The organism is Flavobacterium sp. GT3R68, assembly GCF_007109225.1.
In the GTDB taxonomy this organism is placed as follows: Bacteria; Bacteroidota; Bacteroidia; order Flavobacteriales; family Flavobacteriaceae; genus Flavobacterium.
The window spans coordinates 81,053-97,317 of the sequence record NZ_VJZK01000008.1; the positions used below are offsets into that span (position 1 = coordinate 81,053).

The 16,265-nt window shown below is 37.3% G+C and carries 14 protein-coding genes and 1 other RNA gene; 7 read left to right on the plus strand and 8 right to left on the minus strand.

Annotated elements, in window-relative coordinates; all coding sequences use genetic code 11:
* Window positions 1–92 precede the first annotated feature (92 nt).
* The 3 genes from FNW07_RS13135 (at window position 93) to FNW07_RS13145 (ending at window position 4,414) form a co-directional block, all read left to right on the plus strand.
* Window positions 93–1,820, plus strand: a complete 1,728-nt coding sequence (locus FNW07_RS13135) for a phospho-sugar mutase (RefSeq protein WP_126744601.1) — start codon at window positions 93–95, stop codon at window positions 1,818–1,820.
* On the plus strand, window positions 1,820–3,646 hold the full coding sequence (locus FNW07_RS13140; RefSeq protein WP_126744600.1) for an ABC transporter ATP-binding protein: 1,827 nt from the start codon (window positions 1,820–1,822) through the stop codon (window positions 3,644–3,646). The genes FNW07_RS13135 and FNW07_RS13140 overlap by 1 nt, the downstream gene beginning before the upstream one ends.
* A 66-nt stretch (window positions 3,647–3,712) precedes the next feature.
* The gene (locus tag FNW07_RS13145) at window positions 3,713–4,414 is read left to right on the plus strand and encodes a hypothetical protein (protein ID WP_126744599.1); all 702 of its coding nucleotides are present in this window, start codon (window positions 3,713–3,715) and stop codon (window positions 4,412–4,414) included.
* A 2-nt stretch (window positions 4,415–4,416) separates the two neighbouring features.
* Here FNW07_RS13145 and FNW07_RS13150 read toward each other — a convergent pair whose 3' ends face one another.
* The 3 genes from FNW07_RS13150 to FNW07_RS13160 all read right to left on the minus strand — a co-directional run bounded on the left by FNW07_RS13150 (window position 4,417) and on the right by FNW07_RS13160 (window position 9,379).
* Window positions 4,417–5,118 carry a hypothetical protein gene (locus FNW07_RS13150; RefSeq protein ID WP_126744598.1) on the minus strand — a complete coding sequence of 234 codons (702 nt, stop codon included), beginning with the start codon at window positions 5,116–5,118 and terminating at the stop codon, window positions 4,417–4,419.
* 86 nt (window positions 5,119–5,204) lie between these two features.
* Window positions 5,205–7,670, minus strand: a complete 2,466-nt coding sequence (locus tag FNW07_RS13155; RefSeq protein ID WP_255512776.1) for a TonB-dependent receptor — start codon at window positions 7,668–7,670, stop codon at window positions 5,205–5,207.
* An 11-nt stretch (window positions 7,671–7,681) separates the two neighbouring features.
* Window positions 7,682–9,379, minus strand: a complete 1,698-nt coding sequence (locus FNW07_RS13160; protein WP_126744596.1) for a M23 family metallopeptidase — start codon at window positions 9,377–9,379, stop codon at window positions 7,682–7,684.
* Window positions 9,380–9,564: 185 nt separating this feature from the next.
* Between FNW07_RS13160 and FNW07_RS13165 the strand changes: the two genes are divergently transcribed.
* From FNW07_RS13165 to rny, 4 genes are all read left to right on the plus strand, one after another.
* Window positions 9,565–9,855 (plus strand): hypothetical protein, encoded by a 291-nt coding sequence (locus tag FNW07_RS13165; protein ID WP_126744595.1) that lies wholly within the window; start codon window positions 9,565–9,567, stop codon window positions 9,853–9,855.
* A gap of 6 nt (window positions 9,856–9,861) precedes the next feature.
* Entirely contained in the window at window positions 9,862–10,155 is a 294-nt protein-coding gene (locus FNW07_RS13170; RefSeq protein ID WP_126744594.1) for a cell division protein ZapA, read from the plus strand.
* 50 nt (window positions 10,156–10,205) lie between these two features.
* Window positions 10,206–10,314: non-coding RNA, 6S RNA (ssrS, locus tag FNW07_RS13175), on the plus strand.
* A 48-nt stretch (window positions 10,315–10,362) separates the two neighbouring features.
* Window positions 10,363–11,928, plus strand: a complete 1,566-nt coding sequence (gene rny / locus FNW07_RS13180; RefSeq protein WP_126744593.1) for a ribonuclease Y — start codon at window positions 10,363–10,365, stop codon at window positions 11,926–11,928.
* Between the two features lie 51 nt (window positions 11,929–11,979).
* Here rny and FNW07_RS13185 read toward each other — a convergent pair whose 3' ends face one another.
* The 5 genes from FNW07_RS13185 to FNW07_RS13205 all read right to left on the minus strand — a co-directional run bounded on the left by FNW07_RS13185 (window position 11,980) and on the right by FNW07_RS13205 (window position 16,217).
* Window positions 11,980–12,369 (minus strand): response regulator, encoded by a 390-nt coding sequence (locus FNW07_RS13185; protein ID WP_126744592.1) that lies wholly within the window; start codon window positions 12,367–12,369, stop codon window positions 11,980–11,982.
* Window positions 12,359–13,882, minus strand: a complete 1,524-nt coding sequence (locus FNW07_RS13190; protein ID WP_126744591.1) for a PAS domain-containing protein — start codon at window positions 13,880–13,882, stop codon at window positions 12,359–12,361. The genes FNW07_RS13185 and FNW07_RS13190 overlap by 11 nt, the downstream gene beginning before the upstream one ends.
* Window positions 13,883–13,978: 96 nt before the next feature.
* The gene (gene xerD, locus FNW07_RS13195; protein ID WP_126744590.1) at window positions 13,979–14,875 is read right to left on the minus strand and encodes a site-specific tyrosine recombinase XerD; all 897 of its coding nucleotides are present in this window, start codon (window positions 14,873–14,875) and stop codon (window positions 13,979–13,981) included.
* A 74-nt stretch (window positions 14,876–14,949) separates the two neighbouring features.
* The gene (locus FNW07_RS13200) at window positions 14,950–15,495 is read right to left on the minus strand and encodes a porin family protein (protein ID WP_126744589.1); all 546 of its coding nucleotides are present in this window, start codon (window positions 15,493–15,495) and stop codon (window positions 14,950–14,952) included.
* Between the two features lie 143 nt (window positions 15,496–15,638).
* On the minus strand, window positions 15,639–16,217 hold the full coding sequence (locus FNW07_RS13205; protein ID WP_126744588.1) for a porin family protein: 579 nt from the start codon (window positions 16,215–16,217) through the stop codon (window positions 15,639–15,641).
* Window positions 16,218–16,265: the final 48 nt, after the last annotated feature.

The following is a 16,265-nucleotide window of genomic DNA, read 5'->3' on the forward strand; positions in this document are numbered from 1 at the left end:
CTAAATGCCTAGCCCTGATTGAAGCGGCATCCCACACTTTTTTGTGTGGATACAGCGGAAAGCAGGAAATAGCTCCTGAAAAAAATAAAGAAATGCATATCGAACAAAACATACTAAATGCTGCAAATGAATGGTTAACTCCAGCATTTGACCAACAGACCCAAGAGGAGATCAAGGAAATAATGACTTCTTCGCCTAAAGAACTCGAAGATCGTTTTTACAAAAACCTGGAATTCGGCACTGGCGGTATGCGTGGCGTTATGGGCGTGGGTACCAATCGTATCAATAAATATACGTTGGGGAAAAATACGCAGGGACTTTCCGATTATATGCATCAGGTATTTCCGGGAAAAGAACTGAAAGTCGTTATTGCTTATGATTGCCGTCATAACAGTGATACTTTGGCAAAAGTGGTTGCGGATGTGTTTTCGGCAAACGGCATTCAGGTTTATCTGTTTTCGGACATGCGCCCGACGCCGGAATTGAGTTTTGCAGTGAAATATCTAGGCTGTCAATGTGGTATTGTGCTTACCGCTTCCCATAATCCGCCGGAATACAACGGTTATAAAGTCTATTGGGAAGATGGCGGGCAATTGGTTCCGCCTCAGGATGCCGAGATTATTAAAGTTATCGAAGATTTAAAATACGATCAGATTAAATTTCAGGCGAATGAAAACCTGATTCAATATATTGGCAGTGAAGTGGATGAAGCCTTTATCCAGTCTTCGATTAAAAACGCAAGTTTTGACACTGCTGCTGCCTCAAAAGAAAACCTGAGCATTGTTTTCACGTCTTTGCACGGAACTTCGATCAAATCGGTGCCGGATACTTTGGCGCAGGCCGGATATTCCAACGTACACATTGTGGAGGAACAAGCCGAGCCGAATGGAGATTTCCCTACGGTAAAATCACCGAACCCGGAAGAGCCTGAAGCACTGACCATGGCTTTGGCACTGGCAGAAAAAGTAAATGCCGATATCGTCGTGGGAACCGATCCCGATTCTGACCGATTAGGCGTTGCGGTACGGAACAATGAAGGTAAAATGATTTTGCTTAACGGGAATCAAAGTATGGTGATGATGACCGCTTTTTTACTGGAGCAATGGAAAAAACAAGGTAAAATCAACGGAAAGCAATTCATCGGGTCTACGATTGTTTCGACTCCGATGATGTTGGAACTGGGTTCTGCATATGAAGTGGAATGCAAAGTCGGACTGACCGGTTTCAAATGGATTGCCAAAATGATCAAGGATTTCCCGGAATTGAATTTCATAGGTGGTGGCGAAGAAAGTTTCGGATTTATGGTCGGCGATGCCGTTCGTGACAAGGATGCTGTAGCCGCTACATTACTGATATGCGAAATTGCCGCTCAGGCAAAAGCCAATGGCAGTTCGGTATATAAGGAATTACTGAACCTGTATGTTGATTTCGGATTTTATAAGGAACATTTGGTTTCAATGACCAAAAAAGGAATAGAAGGATTAAAGGAAATCAATCAGATGATGGTGGATTTACGCCTGAATCCTTTGAAAGAAATTAATGGCGAACGTGTGGTGATGGTAGAAGATTATAAGACTTCCATTGCCAAAAACCTGTTTACCGGCGAAGAAGAGACGATGGAAATCCCCAAATCGGACGTATTGATTTACTATACTGAAGATGGCGCTAAAATTGCGGCAAGGCCAAGCGGAACGGAGCCGAAAATAAAGTTTTACGTTAGCGTAAACGCTCCTCTTCATTCGGTTGAAGAGGCTGCTGAAGTGGAAGCTGAGTTAGATACTAAAATCAAGAACATTTTAATAGATTTAAAAATCGTTTAATGAGTAATTTCAAAAAAATATATCCTTTTATTATTCCGTATAAAAAGTTTGCTTACCTAAATATCTTTTTTAATATTTTGTATGCTTTGTTCAGTACACTTTCCTTTATGGCATTGATTCCGATGATGCAGGTATTATTTGACCAGACCAAAAGAAATACCATAATGCCAGTTTGGGAAGGAATAGCTAATGCAAAAGGATTTCTAGAAGATTTTTTAAGTTATTATATTACCACTTCTACCGACAATAACGGGATTGGGTTTACTCTATCGATAATGGTTGCCGGAATTATTTCCATTTTCTTACTAAAAAACCTGAGTGATTATTTAGCGATGTTTTTTATCACTTTTCTTCGAAATGGTGTTTTAAGGGACATGCGGAATGCGATGTATAAAAAAACCATCGATTTGCCGCTTGCTTTTTTCTCTGAAAAAAGGAAAGGCGATACTATTTCCAGGATTGCTGGCGATGTGAATGAAGTACAAACATCCTTTCTTTCAATTCTGGAACTTATTGTAAAAGAACCGTTAACTATTATTTTTACAATAACAGCAATGTTGACCATCAGTGTAAAACTCACGTTGTTTGTATTCATATTTATTCCCGTTTCAGGATTAGTAATATCCAAAATCGGAAAGCAGTTAAAAAAACAATCCACGAGAGCACAACAGGAACAAGGGCAATTTTTATCGACTATAGAGGAAACTTTAGGAGGATTGAAAGTCGTAAAAGGCTATAATTCGGAAAATTATTTCAACCGGATATTTCAGGAGTCTACCCAACGTTTTTTTAATTTATCCAATAGTATTGGCAACCGACAAAATCTGGCGTCACCTGTAAGTGAGTTTATGGGAATTATGGTGATTGCAATTTTGCTTTGGTATGGCGGACACATGGTTTTAATTGAAAAAACACTGAATGGCGCCTCGTTTATCGCCTATATGGGTTTAGCTTATAACATTCTTACGCCTGCAAAATCTATTTCCAAAGCATCTTATAATATCAAGAGGGGAAATGCCGCAGCAGAACGCGTATTGGAAATTTTAGACCAGGAAAATCCAATTACCAGTAAGATGGATGCCGTGGAAAAACACACATTCGATTCGGAAATAAGCATCCAAAACATCAATTTCAAATACGAAAAAGAAAATGTTTTAAAGGACTTTTCTTTAAATGTCAACAAAGGAGAAACTGTTGCGCTTGTTGGTCAGTCCGGAAGCGGAAAAAGCACTATTGCCAATTTATTGACGCGTTTTTATGATGTCAATGACGGAACGATTGCCATCGACGGTCTGAACATCAAAGATATGGACCTGCAATCGCTTCGTGGATTGATGGGATTGGTAACACAAGACAGCATTCTGTTCAACGATACGATCAAAGCGAATATTTCCTTAGGGAAGTTAGATGCTTCGGATGAAGAAATCATAGATGCCCTTAAAATTGCGAACGCTTACGAATTCGTTAAGGACTTACCTCAAGGTATTTATACTAATATTGGGGACAGCGGAAACAAACTTTCGGGAGGCCAGAAACAAAGACTGAGCATTGCCCGTGCCGTATTGAAAAACCCTCCGATTATGATTTTGGACGAAGCGACTTCTGCGTTGGATACCGAAAGCGAAAAATTCGTTCAGGTGGCTTTGGAAAACATGATGCAAAACAGGACTTCTATTGTGATTGCGCACCGACTTTCCACCATCCAGAGAGCCGATAAGATTGTTGTAATGCAAAAAGGAATCATTGTCGAACAAGGAAAACACGACGAATTGATGGCACTGAATGGTACCTATAAGAAATTAGTGACGATGCAATCTTTTGAATAATGATAAAAATCCGTACCTTCAACATGGATTTTAAAAAAGTTGAACTGCGAATTACTCTAATATAATATGTATCTCAAAGACAAAAACATCGATCTTCCCTACGATTCAGATACTATTGTCTGGAAATACCTTGACCTGTCCAAATTTGTCGATTTACTGCTTTACCGAAAATTATTTATGTCCCGCTCCGATAAGTTCGAAGACCAATATGAAGGAACTTTCAGCGAACCTACTTTTGAGGAAATCCGGAAATTATCGGTAAACAATCCCGACTTTTTGGATTTTTATAAAATGCATCGGGAGAATGTAGTCATCAGTAGCTGGCATCTTAACGAATACGAATCGTTTGCGATGTGGCAGATTTTTACCCAGAAAAGCGAAGGATTAGCTATCCAGTCTACCGTGGGCAGATTACAACAAGCTTTGACCCCGGAAGTAAACTACGATCAATATATTGGTGCGGTAAACTATATTGATTACAAAAAAGAATACATCCCTTTTGACGATGCCTTTTTTCCTTTTTTGTTCAAACGGAAGAGTTTTCAGTACGAAAGAGAAATCAGGATCATTTCGGATTTGACGCACCAAAACGTCTCCATCGATAATGGACTTAAAATTGATGTAGATATCAATCAGCTGATTGAAAAAATCTACATTCACCCCAAATCAGAAAACTGGTATAAAAACCTGGTCATTGAATTGGTAAAACGGTTGGGGTTTGATTTTAAAATTGAAAAATCAGATTTGGAAAGTGATATCCTGATTTAAGATTAAATCGGTTTGTAATCCAGAACTTTCCAATCTTTATTGGATAAATCCACAAAGTGATAATAGAGAATATCGGTTTTATCGAACTGGCCATTTTTATTGGCATCTTCTATGGTTCTGAAATACAGACGGTTTTTGGACTCAATTACATTCCAATCAATTAAGTCTTGTAAATCAGGCGAAAGTTTCATCAATCGCTTACCGCTGATTTCACTGATATAAAGCGTTTTGATATCACTTGTGTCCAATTTGCCATCTTTATTAGTATCTACATCCGCCATCGTATACACCATGATCTGCTGCTTGGTTTTATCCGAAACCGTTTTAAGATATGTGGCCGTTTGGATCAATACCGGTTTGTCAGTCAATGCTGTAATTGTATCCGAACCAATTTTCTGGAATTTTAAATTTCGTAAATAACCGGTAATTTCAAATTCACTGGTATTTGAAATCGTGAAACTGACACGATCCGCATACTTTGCCTTTCCATCTAAAACGCTTAAATCTCCTACCGGATGAATCATATAATTCGTTCCTTGCATTTGGATTGGTAAATCGGCAATTTCAATTTGGGCAGTATCCCGTTTAGTGGTTTTACCTTTATCTTTTGTTGCTTCATAAATTACTTTAGGTTTTGTTTCTTGCTTGCAGCTGGTGAGCAACATAACAGAAAATCCGATGAGAAGTATATTTATTGTTTTCATTGTTTCGATCTTTTTATTCTTATGCCCTCCAAATTTTGGGGTGAATTACATAGTCAAATATAAGCAATTTTACGCTTTCTAATCTATTACAACCTTGCGGTAATTTTTAAATTAAAAGTCCGGGTGGTCATATAATTTGGAATTCCGTATTGATTCTTAGTGTAAACATCGCGTACCCAAGTATTGGTAATGGCATTCTGATTGTTGAAAAGGTTGAAAATTTCCAAACCAACAGATAAATCTTTAAATTTTTTTAGCCAATGTCCGTCAGGACGATCTTTATTATTATCCGTGAAAACCTTCGAAAAACCAACATCCGCTCTGCGGTAATCTCTCAAACGGCTTTGATATACATAAGGATCTGCATATGATGGTGAACCACCAGGCAAACCTGTGTTGTAAACCAGATTTAGGTACAATTTCACACTCGGAAGATTGGGCATATAATCCTGGAACAAAACGCCAAATTTTAATCTTTGATCTGTTGGCCTTGCAATAAAACCTTTGTTTTCGATATTTTCTTCGGTTTTTAAATAACTAAAACTAAACCACGATTCGGTACCGGGAACAAACTCACCGTTTAAACGGAAATCCAATCCTTGCACATAGGCCTTGGCATTGTTGGCAGCAGCATAACGAATCCGTACATTTTCAAGCGTATAGGGATTTACATCCGTTAATGACTTGTAATAGACTTCGGAAACCAATTTGAAAGGACGGTTCCACATTTTGAAACTATAATCATTGCTCAATACAAAATGTATGGATTTTTGGGCCTTAACATTAAGAAGCACTGTTCCGGTGGAATCCCTTAGCTCCCTGTAGGAAGGTGGCTGAACATACAACCCTGTGGAAAATCTGAAAACCATATCTTTTTCCCAAGCGGGTTTAATTGCAAATTGCCCTCTGGGACTGAATTCCATCTGACTTTTACCTTGTATATTTCTATTTTCTACCTGCCACTGATGCATTCGGACACCGGCATTGAACCATACATCGTGATTTCCCAATTTGCTTTTTCTATTCCACTGAGCATAACCGGATAATCTGTTTATAACATTAAAATTAATGGCTCTCACATTATGATAAGGTACCAATGGCCCCATGTAAGGATTGTTAGGCTGATCATTAACAGGATCAACATATATAGGATTGATGGAAAATCCTGCAGAATCAATAACTTCCCACTCCACTACTCTGTCTCGGATATCTTCCCGTGTGAATTTAACGCCCCATTCTATCTGGTTTTTTTTCAGAATATGGAATCCTTTTATTTCCCCATTTAGTATCACGGCATCCAAATCATTTCGGGCATGATTCAGTTGAGTACCGATAGCTCTATTGAAAGTAACATCTCCCAGTGTTTCCGAACCGATATTGGTATCTACCTCACCTAAAAAATAGGCTGCATAAATATCAAAATATTCCTGTTCTAAGGTATGATACCCCGAAGCGATAACTTTAAAGGTATTATTTTCATTGGGAGTAAAGGTAGATTTCATTGCTCCGAAATACGTGTCGTAACGGTCTTTCTCCTGTCCTTCATAAAACACCTGTAAAGCAATTGGTTCATCGATTGTACCAAAATTAGTCTGACGCGATAACGGTTGGTAATTATATTTATTTTGAGAAACATTACCCAAAAAACTCCATTGCCATTTGGTCGAAGAAATGAAATTAATATTGGTCTGAACATCGGCAAATGTCGGTTTGAAATTAGTTTCCGTTTCCTGACTATTGACCAAAAGACTGTTGTCGCGGTAACGGATTCCTGTTATTGCTGACCATTTTTGGTTCTTTGAAACGGCATCTATGGCTAAACTTCCACCAAGAAGACTGGCTTCTGCGGCAGCGGCAAATTTAGTAGGCCTTCTATAGGTAATATCCAGAACAGAAGATAGTTTGTCACCATATTTAGCTTGGAAACCACCGGCAGAAAATTCAACATTCTGTACTAAATCCGTATTGGTAAAACTCAATCCTTCCTGCTGTCCGGAACGAACCAAAAAGGGCCGGTATACTTCGACTTCATTAACGTAAACCAGGTTCTCATCATAATTCCCGCCGCGAACCGCATACTGCGTACTCAATTCGTTGTTCGAATAAACACCCGGTAAGGTTTTTAAAATATTTTCGATCCCGGCATTTGCTCCCGGAATTTTTCGGATTACTTCGGGCTCAATACTGGTGATACCCTGTACACGTTTGCGGTTATTAGCAGTTACGATTACTTCGCCCATTTGTTCAGCGTTTTCGTTCATAACCACGTTAAACTCGAAATCTTCGTTAGGCTTCAGGTTAACTGTCGCTGTAGTTTTTTTAAGGGAAATATGCGTAAAGACCAACACTACTTTTTGGTTTGCCGGTACCGTTAACGAATAAAAACCGTTGGCATTGGTAACCACGGATTTATTTTGATAAGAAATATTAACATTTTCAACCGGATTATTGTTCTCATCCAGAATAATTCCCTTTACTCTCGCATTCTGTGCAAAAACCGCACATCCGACGAACAAAAAAAACAGGGTTGTAATTTTAAATATGATTTTCAAGAGCTTTCTTTTTATTGTTTCTGACTTCTAAAAAATTGAGTTTCAAAGATAGTTGAATTTCCTACATTATCAGAAACCTCCACTTTTAAATCGTTCTTCCCTTCTGCAACTATTGCGTCATCGAAAGTGTGGGTTAGCATTCTGGTTTTATAATCGTATTCAAATAAAATCCACTGCCCGTTGAGATAACCGTTATATTGTTTTACACCTGATAATTCATCTTTAATAGAAAGCCGGATGCTTTTTTGATCCGTCAACCACTTCCCCTCAATACTTTTCGGAATTGTAATTTTTGGGGCAACAGTATCCAAAGCCAAAACAAACTGGCCTAAGTTTTTGGTATAGGTAGTAAACGTATATTTATTACGTCGCGTCGGATTATAACCCCGTTTTTTACCTTCAACGGAAGCAATAAACATTTTTTCTTTTTGTTTGTCAGTGGCTACGGAATCCTGAATCGAAACCACAAAATTGGTATGAACAGCCACATCATCATTATGAAAATAAAGTACACTGTCCTTTACGTCAAAATCCAGATAAAAATCCTCGTAGAACGTTCCGGCCGGAATAAAGACAGACATATTGTCCTTTTCGAAGTTGTACTCTTTATTATTTTTTACCAAATAGGGTGTTTCCTGCACCTGCGAATGGTCGGTAGCTGTAGCCGAGGAATACTGAATCGGAATGCTGACAATCGTTTTATTGTCATTAAAATCGGAAACTTCAATCCGGCACATCTGTGTCATATTTGGTAACACCTCAATAATTCCATTATTGCCGTCGGGCTGAATAATACTAAGGTTGTATGGTTGTTTCATAAACAATTTCTGAACTCTTTGCGACATTTTTTTATATCTCGGATAATCAATCAAGGCATTGACATAGCGGGCTTCATCAAATGAAAAGGTATCGAATTGGTATCCGAATGAGAATCTTCCATTCAGGAATGACTGGATTTTATAAACGCCATTCCTGTCCCAGGCAACATCATAAACATCATAGGTATTGATTCCAAAACCAATTTTTCCATTGGCAAGTACCTTTTCAGCCAGGTAAGAACCGTCGCTCTGCAAAGTAAGATTCAGCATCATCGGATTTTGGGAAAGGTTAGCGACGGAGTTTTTATCCAGCGGATAAACCATCAGATTGGTAACTATAGGTTTTTTGGTGTCTTTTATCTGGCTTCCATAATTAAAAAACATCGGATTGATGACTTTCTCACTTTGTGTGTCCCTTATCTCAAAATGCAAATGCGGACCATCGGAACCTCCTGTATTTCCTGAAAATGCAATAATATCTCCATTCTTAATTACCAATTCTTCGGGCTTCGGGAAAATATCAATCTCAAAGGTTTTTTCTTTGTACTGATTGGCTTTTATGTATTTTTCAATTTTTGGCACTGCAAATTTTAAATGCCCATACACAGAGGTAAATCCATTTGGATGTGTGATGTATATGGCCTTACCATAACCGAAAGTAGATATTTTAATTCTGGAAATATATCCATCTGCAACAGCATAAACATTTAGCCCTTCCATTTTTTGAGTCTTTAAATCAAAGCCCGCATGAAAGTGATTGGGGCGCAATTCCCCGAAATTTCCGGAAAGTTGTAATGGGATATCCAATGGAGACCTGAAATACTCTTTAGGGTACTGATTTTGGGCAAAAAGGGATGCATAACAAATAAAAAAAAAGAAAATAAATCTCATCGATAACGTTTTTGCTAATATAAGAAAAAGGGGGCAAAAGGGATAAAAATATTATTAGTTATAACTTACTAACATACAATTTATTATAATTAACGTTTACAATTATGCTAAAATTTCGGTGAAATAATTGTTATAATTAAATAGGAATACTAACTTTGTCCATTAAGTAACGAATATAGTTTCTAATGAGTGAAATTGCAGAAATAATTGATACTCTTGAAAATAGGATAGAAAAACTCTTTAGTAAAATAGCGACTTTAGAGCAAAATACCCAAAGTTTAAAACAAGAGTTAAAACAGTCTGTAACCATCATACAAAAACAATCTGAAGAGATTGAAGTGTTTAAAACACAGTATGAATCACTTAAAATTGCTAATTCATTGCTCGGCAGTGACGATAACAAAAGAGATACCAAGCTAAAAATAAATTCATTAATTCGGGAAATTGATTACTGTATAGCACAGCTATCTGATTAGAAAAATATGGATGAAAAGCTTAAAATCAAATTATCAATTGCAGACAGAGTATATCCGTTAACGGTAGATTTGTCGCAGGAGGAAGGGCTAAGGAGTGCTTCCAAAAAGATTGATATTATGATTAAGCAATTTGAAGAAAATTATGCTGTTCGTGATAAGCAAGATGTTTTGGCCATGTGTGCTTTACAATTTGCTTCTCAATTGGAACAAAAGCAAATCGACAAGTCAATCGATAATGTGGAAACAAACGAGCGACTCAAGAAGATTAATGATTTATTAGCCAAATATCTCGATAAATAAACGTTCTTTACAAAGACTAAGATACTGCCTACATTAGTTCATATTGGTAAACTCAACACTAACATTTTAGAATGAGCGAATCATCACTACTAAAGCATGCCACGCTTCGGCGAGGAAACTTGAACAGTGAGTTAGCTCAAAACTTGTCTTTTCGAGTTTATACAAGCAATCTAATGTAGGCTTTTTTATATATAAACATTAACAAACATGGACAGTACATTAATTATAATTATTTCAGGATTTCTAGGCATTGCGGGCGGTTTTGCTATCGCAAAATTTATGGAGAAGAACAATGTTTCCAACCTTATCAAAAATGCCAAAAAAGAAGCGGGATCTATCTTAAGAGACGCTAATGTGGAAGCGGAAAACATTAAGAAAGACAAGATTCTGCAAGCCAAAGAAAAATTCATTGAATTAAAAGCCGAACACGAACAAGTAATCCTTTCCCGCGACAGAAAAGTGGCGGAAGTAGAAAAAAGGACCCGTGACAAGGAATCTCAGATTTCAAACGAATTGGCTAAAGCCAAAAAAGTAAACGACGATTTCGAGGCAAAAACCTTGGAATATACCACTAAAGTAGAGCTTCTGGACAAGAAGCAATACGAAGTGGAAAGAATGCACAAAAGCCAATTGGAACAATTGGAGGTTATCTCCGGTTTATCTGCTGAAGATGCTAAAGAACAACTAGTAGAAGGCTTAAAAGCGGAGGCTAAGACCAAAGCAATGTCGCATATTCAGGATACTATTGAAGAAGCAAAACTAACGGCACAACAGGAAGCCAAGAAAATCATCATAAACACAATCCAAAGAGTTGGAACTGAAGAAGCGGTAGAAAATTGCGTTTCTGTTTTCAATATTGAATCGGATGATGTTAAAGGTAGAATTATTGGACGTGAAGGACGAAACATTCGCGCATTGGAAGCCGCTACAGGAGTTGAGATCATTGTTGATGACACGCCGGAAGCTATTATTCTTTCTTGCTTTGACCCGGTAAGAAGAGAAATCGCCAGACTGGCTTTACATAAATTGGTAACGGACGGAAGAATCCACCCGGCAAGAATCGAGGAAGTAGTCGCTAAAACAGCCAAACAAATCGATGACGAAATTATCGAAGTTGGTAAGCGTACCGTAATCGATTTAGGAATCCACGGATTACACCCGGAATTGATTAAAGTAGTTGGACGAATGAAATACCGTTCTTCATACGGACAAAACTTATTACAGCACTCTCGTGAAGTATCCAAACTTTGTGGAATCATGGCTGCTGAATTAGGATTGAATGTAAAATTAGCCAAGAGAGCCGGATTACTTCACGATATTGGTAAAGTACCGGATACCGAAAGTGATTTACCACACGCCTTATTAGGAATGCAATGGGCTGAAAAATATGGTGAAAAAGAAGAGGTTTGCAACGCTATTGGAGCACACCACGATGAAATCGAGATGAAATCATTATTATCGCCAATTATCCAGGTTTGTGATGCTATTTCAGGAGCGCGACCAGGAGCAAGAAGACAAGTATTGGATTCTTATATCCAACGTTTGAAAGACTTGGAAGAAATTGCTTTTGGATTCCATGGTGTGAAAAATGCGTATGCTATTCAGGCCGGTAGAGAATTGCGTGTCATTGTTGAAAGCGAAAAAGTATCTGATGATAATGCAGCTACCCTATCTTTTGAAATTTCACAAAAAATCCAGACTGAAATGACATATCCAGGTCAGGTGAAAGTAACGGTAATCAGAGAAACAAGAGCGGTGAATATTGCAAAATAGACCCTCTCAGAAATAATAAAAAAGCCTTTCGAATCGAAAGGCTTTTTTATTTTAGAATATTTTATTTATCTGCTCACCATCCATTGGTTTTAGAAGATAACTGGTAATCTCTTTTTTAAAGTCGGCTGATTTATTTAAATCCACACTGTCGTTCGAGGAACTTATAAGATATATAAGTGGTTGTTTTTTTAGTTGGTTTTTTATCGTTCTGAATTCTTCTAAAAATTGCCATCCATCCATGATTGGCATATTGATATCTACGAGAATTAAATCCGGAAGATCGTTTTCGAAATCTATCTTGTCTTTCAATTCTATTATGGCATCAAGACCATTTTCAAAAAAAACAGGAACCGTTTCAATATTGTTTTTCAGCAACAGCTTTTTAATAATAAAATGAAAAACCTTGTCGTCATCAACGATAAATACCTTTTTAAATTTCATTATTAAAGTATATTTTAAATGTCGTCCCCACTCCCACTTCACTCTCAATCTTCAGACTTCCGCCCATCGCTTCAATCTGATTTTTAGTTATAAACAAACCGATTCCTCTGGACTTTGGATGCTTATGAAAGGTCTTATACATCCCATACAGCTTATCCCCATGTTTTTCCAGATCGATACCGAGACCATTATCCTTTATTTCCAGCGATTTTACCCCATTCGTAATAATGAAAGTATATTTAATTTCAGGATTTCTGTCCGGGCTGCAATATTTAATAGCATTGGTAGTAAAGTTTAAAAGAATACTCTCCAAATACGCCGGATTAAAATTCACAGTACTATCAGCGGGAATGTGATTATGTATAATTACTTTATTTTCATTGATTTCTTCTCCAAGGATGCTTATGGTGTGATTCAAATAGTAATTTAAATCCAGATTTTCACGCTTGTGCACAAGTCCCGATTGTATGTCCATCAATTCTTTCAGGTGATTGATAGTTTCGGTCAGGGAATTTGATGTAGATTTTAAATGAGAATAACTTTCTTTAATTGTTTCCGCATCATCCTCACTATTGATAATCTGCAGTAGCATATTTAAATTACCCACATGGGAACTCAGATTATGTGATACTATATGGGCAAAATTCAGTAAACGACTATTTTGCTCACTAATGATCTCAAAAGTTCGTTTTAATTCCTGTTCTTTTTCTTTCTCAACAGAAATATCGGTGTGCGTGCCAATAATTCTTAAAGGAGCCCCGTTTTTATCTCTCTCAATAACTTTACCTCTACTTGAAATCCATTTATAGGTTCCATCAATGGCAAGCATTCTTTTTGAATTCTCGTAGACGGGGGTTATACCGTCCAAATGCATTTGAATGACTTTCCGATAGTTCTCCTTATCATCAGGATGAACCCGATTTTCCCAGGTTTCGTGCGAATTTACAAGATCACTATCTCCGTAACCCAACATTTTCATGGATTGTGAAGAATGAAAAACTTCGTTAGTACTTAAATTCAAATCCCAAATTCCTTTTGTGGAAGCTTCTAAAGCAAATTGATATCTTTCTTCCGATAGCTTCAATTTTTGTTCATTTGCTTTCTTTGCTGTAATGTCCGTTAACCTTCCATAAAAAATAATACTGCCATTCTCATCTAATCCTACCGTCGCTGCACCTTTCACCCAGCGTAATCCCTTGGACGGAATATTTACACGGAATTCATAAAACCAAGATGTACAGTCCGTCTTAGCGTCCTCTATTGATTGTACAAAACCTTCAAAATCATCAGTAACAATTCTGCTTTTTACAATTTCAAATGCTCCTTGAAATAGTTCTTTACTGCTTAATTCAAAATAAGCAATAACGGACCGGCTCAGAAAAGGAAAGTTCACATGGGCATCCCTTGAGATAGTGGCCTGAAAAATTAAATCAGGGATTTGAGATAATAATTTCTTGTAGAAAATTATTTTTTCTTCCAATAGTAAAGTATCAGAAAAAGTATCAAACTTCATTTTTATAGGTGTTAAATAATTTGAGCAATTTTTTGATTTTATTTGAAAAAAAATATAAATCAGCCGGCAAATTTAGCGATAAAAAATAATACTAAACTACTTTCTGGGATGGAATGTGTTGATTATCTGTGTTAAATGTTTTCTGTCAAGATGAACATAGATTTCTGTAGTGGTAATTGACTCGTGCCCCAGCATGAGTTGGATGGAACGTAGATCAGCGCCATTTTCCAATAAATGGGTTGCAAAAGAATGCCGAAACGTATGGGGGCTAATGGTTTTATTGAGATTAATTTTATGGGCTAAATCCTTAATAATTATAAAAATCATAGCTCTTGTCAAATGTCGCCCGCGTCGGTTTAAGAATAAGGTATCTTCGTGGCCTTTTTGGATATTGATATGATTACGAACAGTGCCTGTATATATCTCAATATATTTTTGGGTTAAATCTCCCACCGGTACAAACCTTTGTTTATTGCCTTTTCCGGTAATTTTGATAAATCCTTCCTCAAAAAACAAATCGGAAATTTTTAAAGAAACTAATTCGGAAACCCGCAGTCCACACCCATACAAAGTTTCAAGGATAGCACGGTTGCGTTCGCCTTCATTTGAGCTTAAGTTGATTGCCGCAATTAACAAATCAATGTCCGATAAAGACAATGTGTCTGGTAATTTCCTGCCGGTTTTTGGCGTTTCGATTAATTCCAAAGGGTTATCTGCGCGGTAATCTTCAAAAATCAGATAAGAAAAAAAACTTTTTAATCCCGAGATCATTCTCGCCTGTGAACGGGGATTTACTTCTTTGGAAACGCTATAAATGAATTGCTGCAACGTTTCTTCTTTAATAGTTAAAGGCGAGACAGTAATGGAATTCTCCGTCAGGTGTTGGCACAATCTCTCAATGTCAAAAGAATAATTGTCTATCGTGTTTTTAGACAACCCTCTTTCAATCCGAAGGTACGACTGAAAATTTTTGATATACGAATCCCAATTCATGATTCGAAAGTAAGCATTTATTTGGCATAAAAAAACCTCGGAAGAGTGAGGTTTATAGTTGATTAAAAATATTTTTAAAGTTTCACCCCGACTGACACTTGGATCACCCCGTTTTTAGAACCGTCCTCTCCGGATGGCACTCCTTTTTGAACCTCAATAACACCATAATCATAGCGCAATTGTGCAAATATTTTTGTGGTAATGTCATAGTTCACACCCGCATCCACGCCGAAATCAATCGCATTGAAGGAATCTTTTACATCCAAATCCCCATCTTTTGCAGAAATTAAAAAACCTACTCTCGGACCGGCCTCCACACTAAAATAGTCAAGGAAATAATATTTAAACATTACTGGCACCGTGATGTAGTTCAACTTTAAGTCACCCGTATCGTTTTTGGCTCCCTGGGTCGAAAACAAAACTTCGGGCTGCAACGATAATTTTTCGGTTATTACCGTAAATTCAGCGAGACCACCAAAATGGAAACCAATCAAGGTGCTGGAATCGGAACTTGATAATGAAGCGACATTCACACCTGCCTTGACTCCGAAATTCATATGTTGGGCTTCAGCATATTCCAAAACAAACATTGCAGCTAAGAGTAATATAAACTGTTTCATTTTGATACTATTTTAAACTTCTTTTAAAGTTAACCAATACTATAAAAAGTCTTCCTATTTTTCGGACAATTAACCATATAATCCGACTAAAAACAAAAAACCTTCCGTCGTTGGCGGAAGGTTTGTATATAAAGTGCTTTTTATTAGAATTTGTATCCAAATGACACTTGTAAAACCCCATTTTGAGATGCATCCTCCCCTGGAAAAGGCTCTTTTTCAATATCAGACAAACCGATAGTGTAACGAGCATTTAAAGACATATTAGAAGTAAGGTTATACCCAACTCCGAAACCAATCCCAAAATCCGTTGAGTTAAGATCGTCTTTTACATCATCATCACCAAAATCTGCACTCATCAGAAAACCGATTTGTGGCCCTAATTCAACGCTGACAGCAGGGGTTACATAAAATTTAGCCATTACTGGAATATTAATGTAATTGAGTTTGTAATCAGTTTCACCCAAAGAATTATCAATTTTAGCTCCTTGCGTGGAAAACAGAACCTCAGGTTGGATTGCAAATTTTTCACTTAACATGAATTCGCCAAAAGCTCCCACATGGAATCCGATTAAGGACTTTGCATCGTCAGAGTTAGAAATCGAAGCTACGTTCAGACCTCCTTTAACTCCGAATGACATTGTTGTATCCGGTCCTGCTGTGTCTTGGGCGTTAGCAAATCCAAAAGCGAATACTGCTGCCACTGTAAAAATTACTTTTTTCATATTTGGTTTTTATTTAAAATTTACCGCCTAAGTTAAAAAATAATTGAG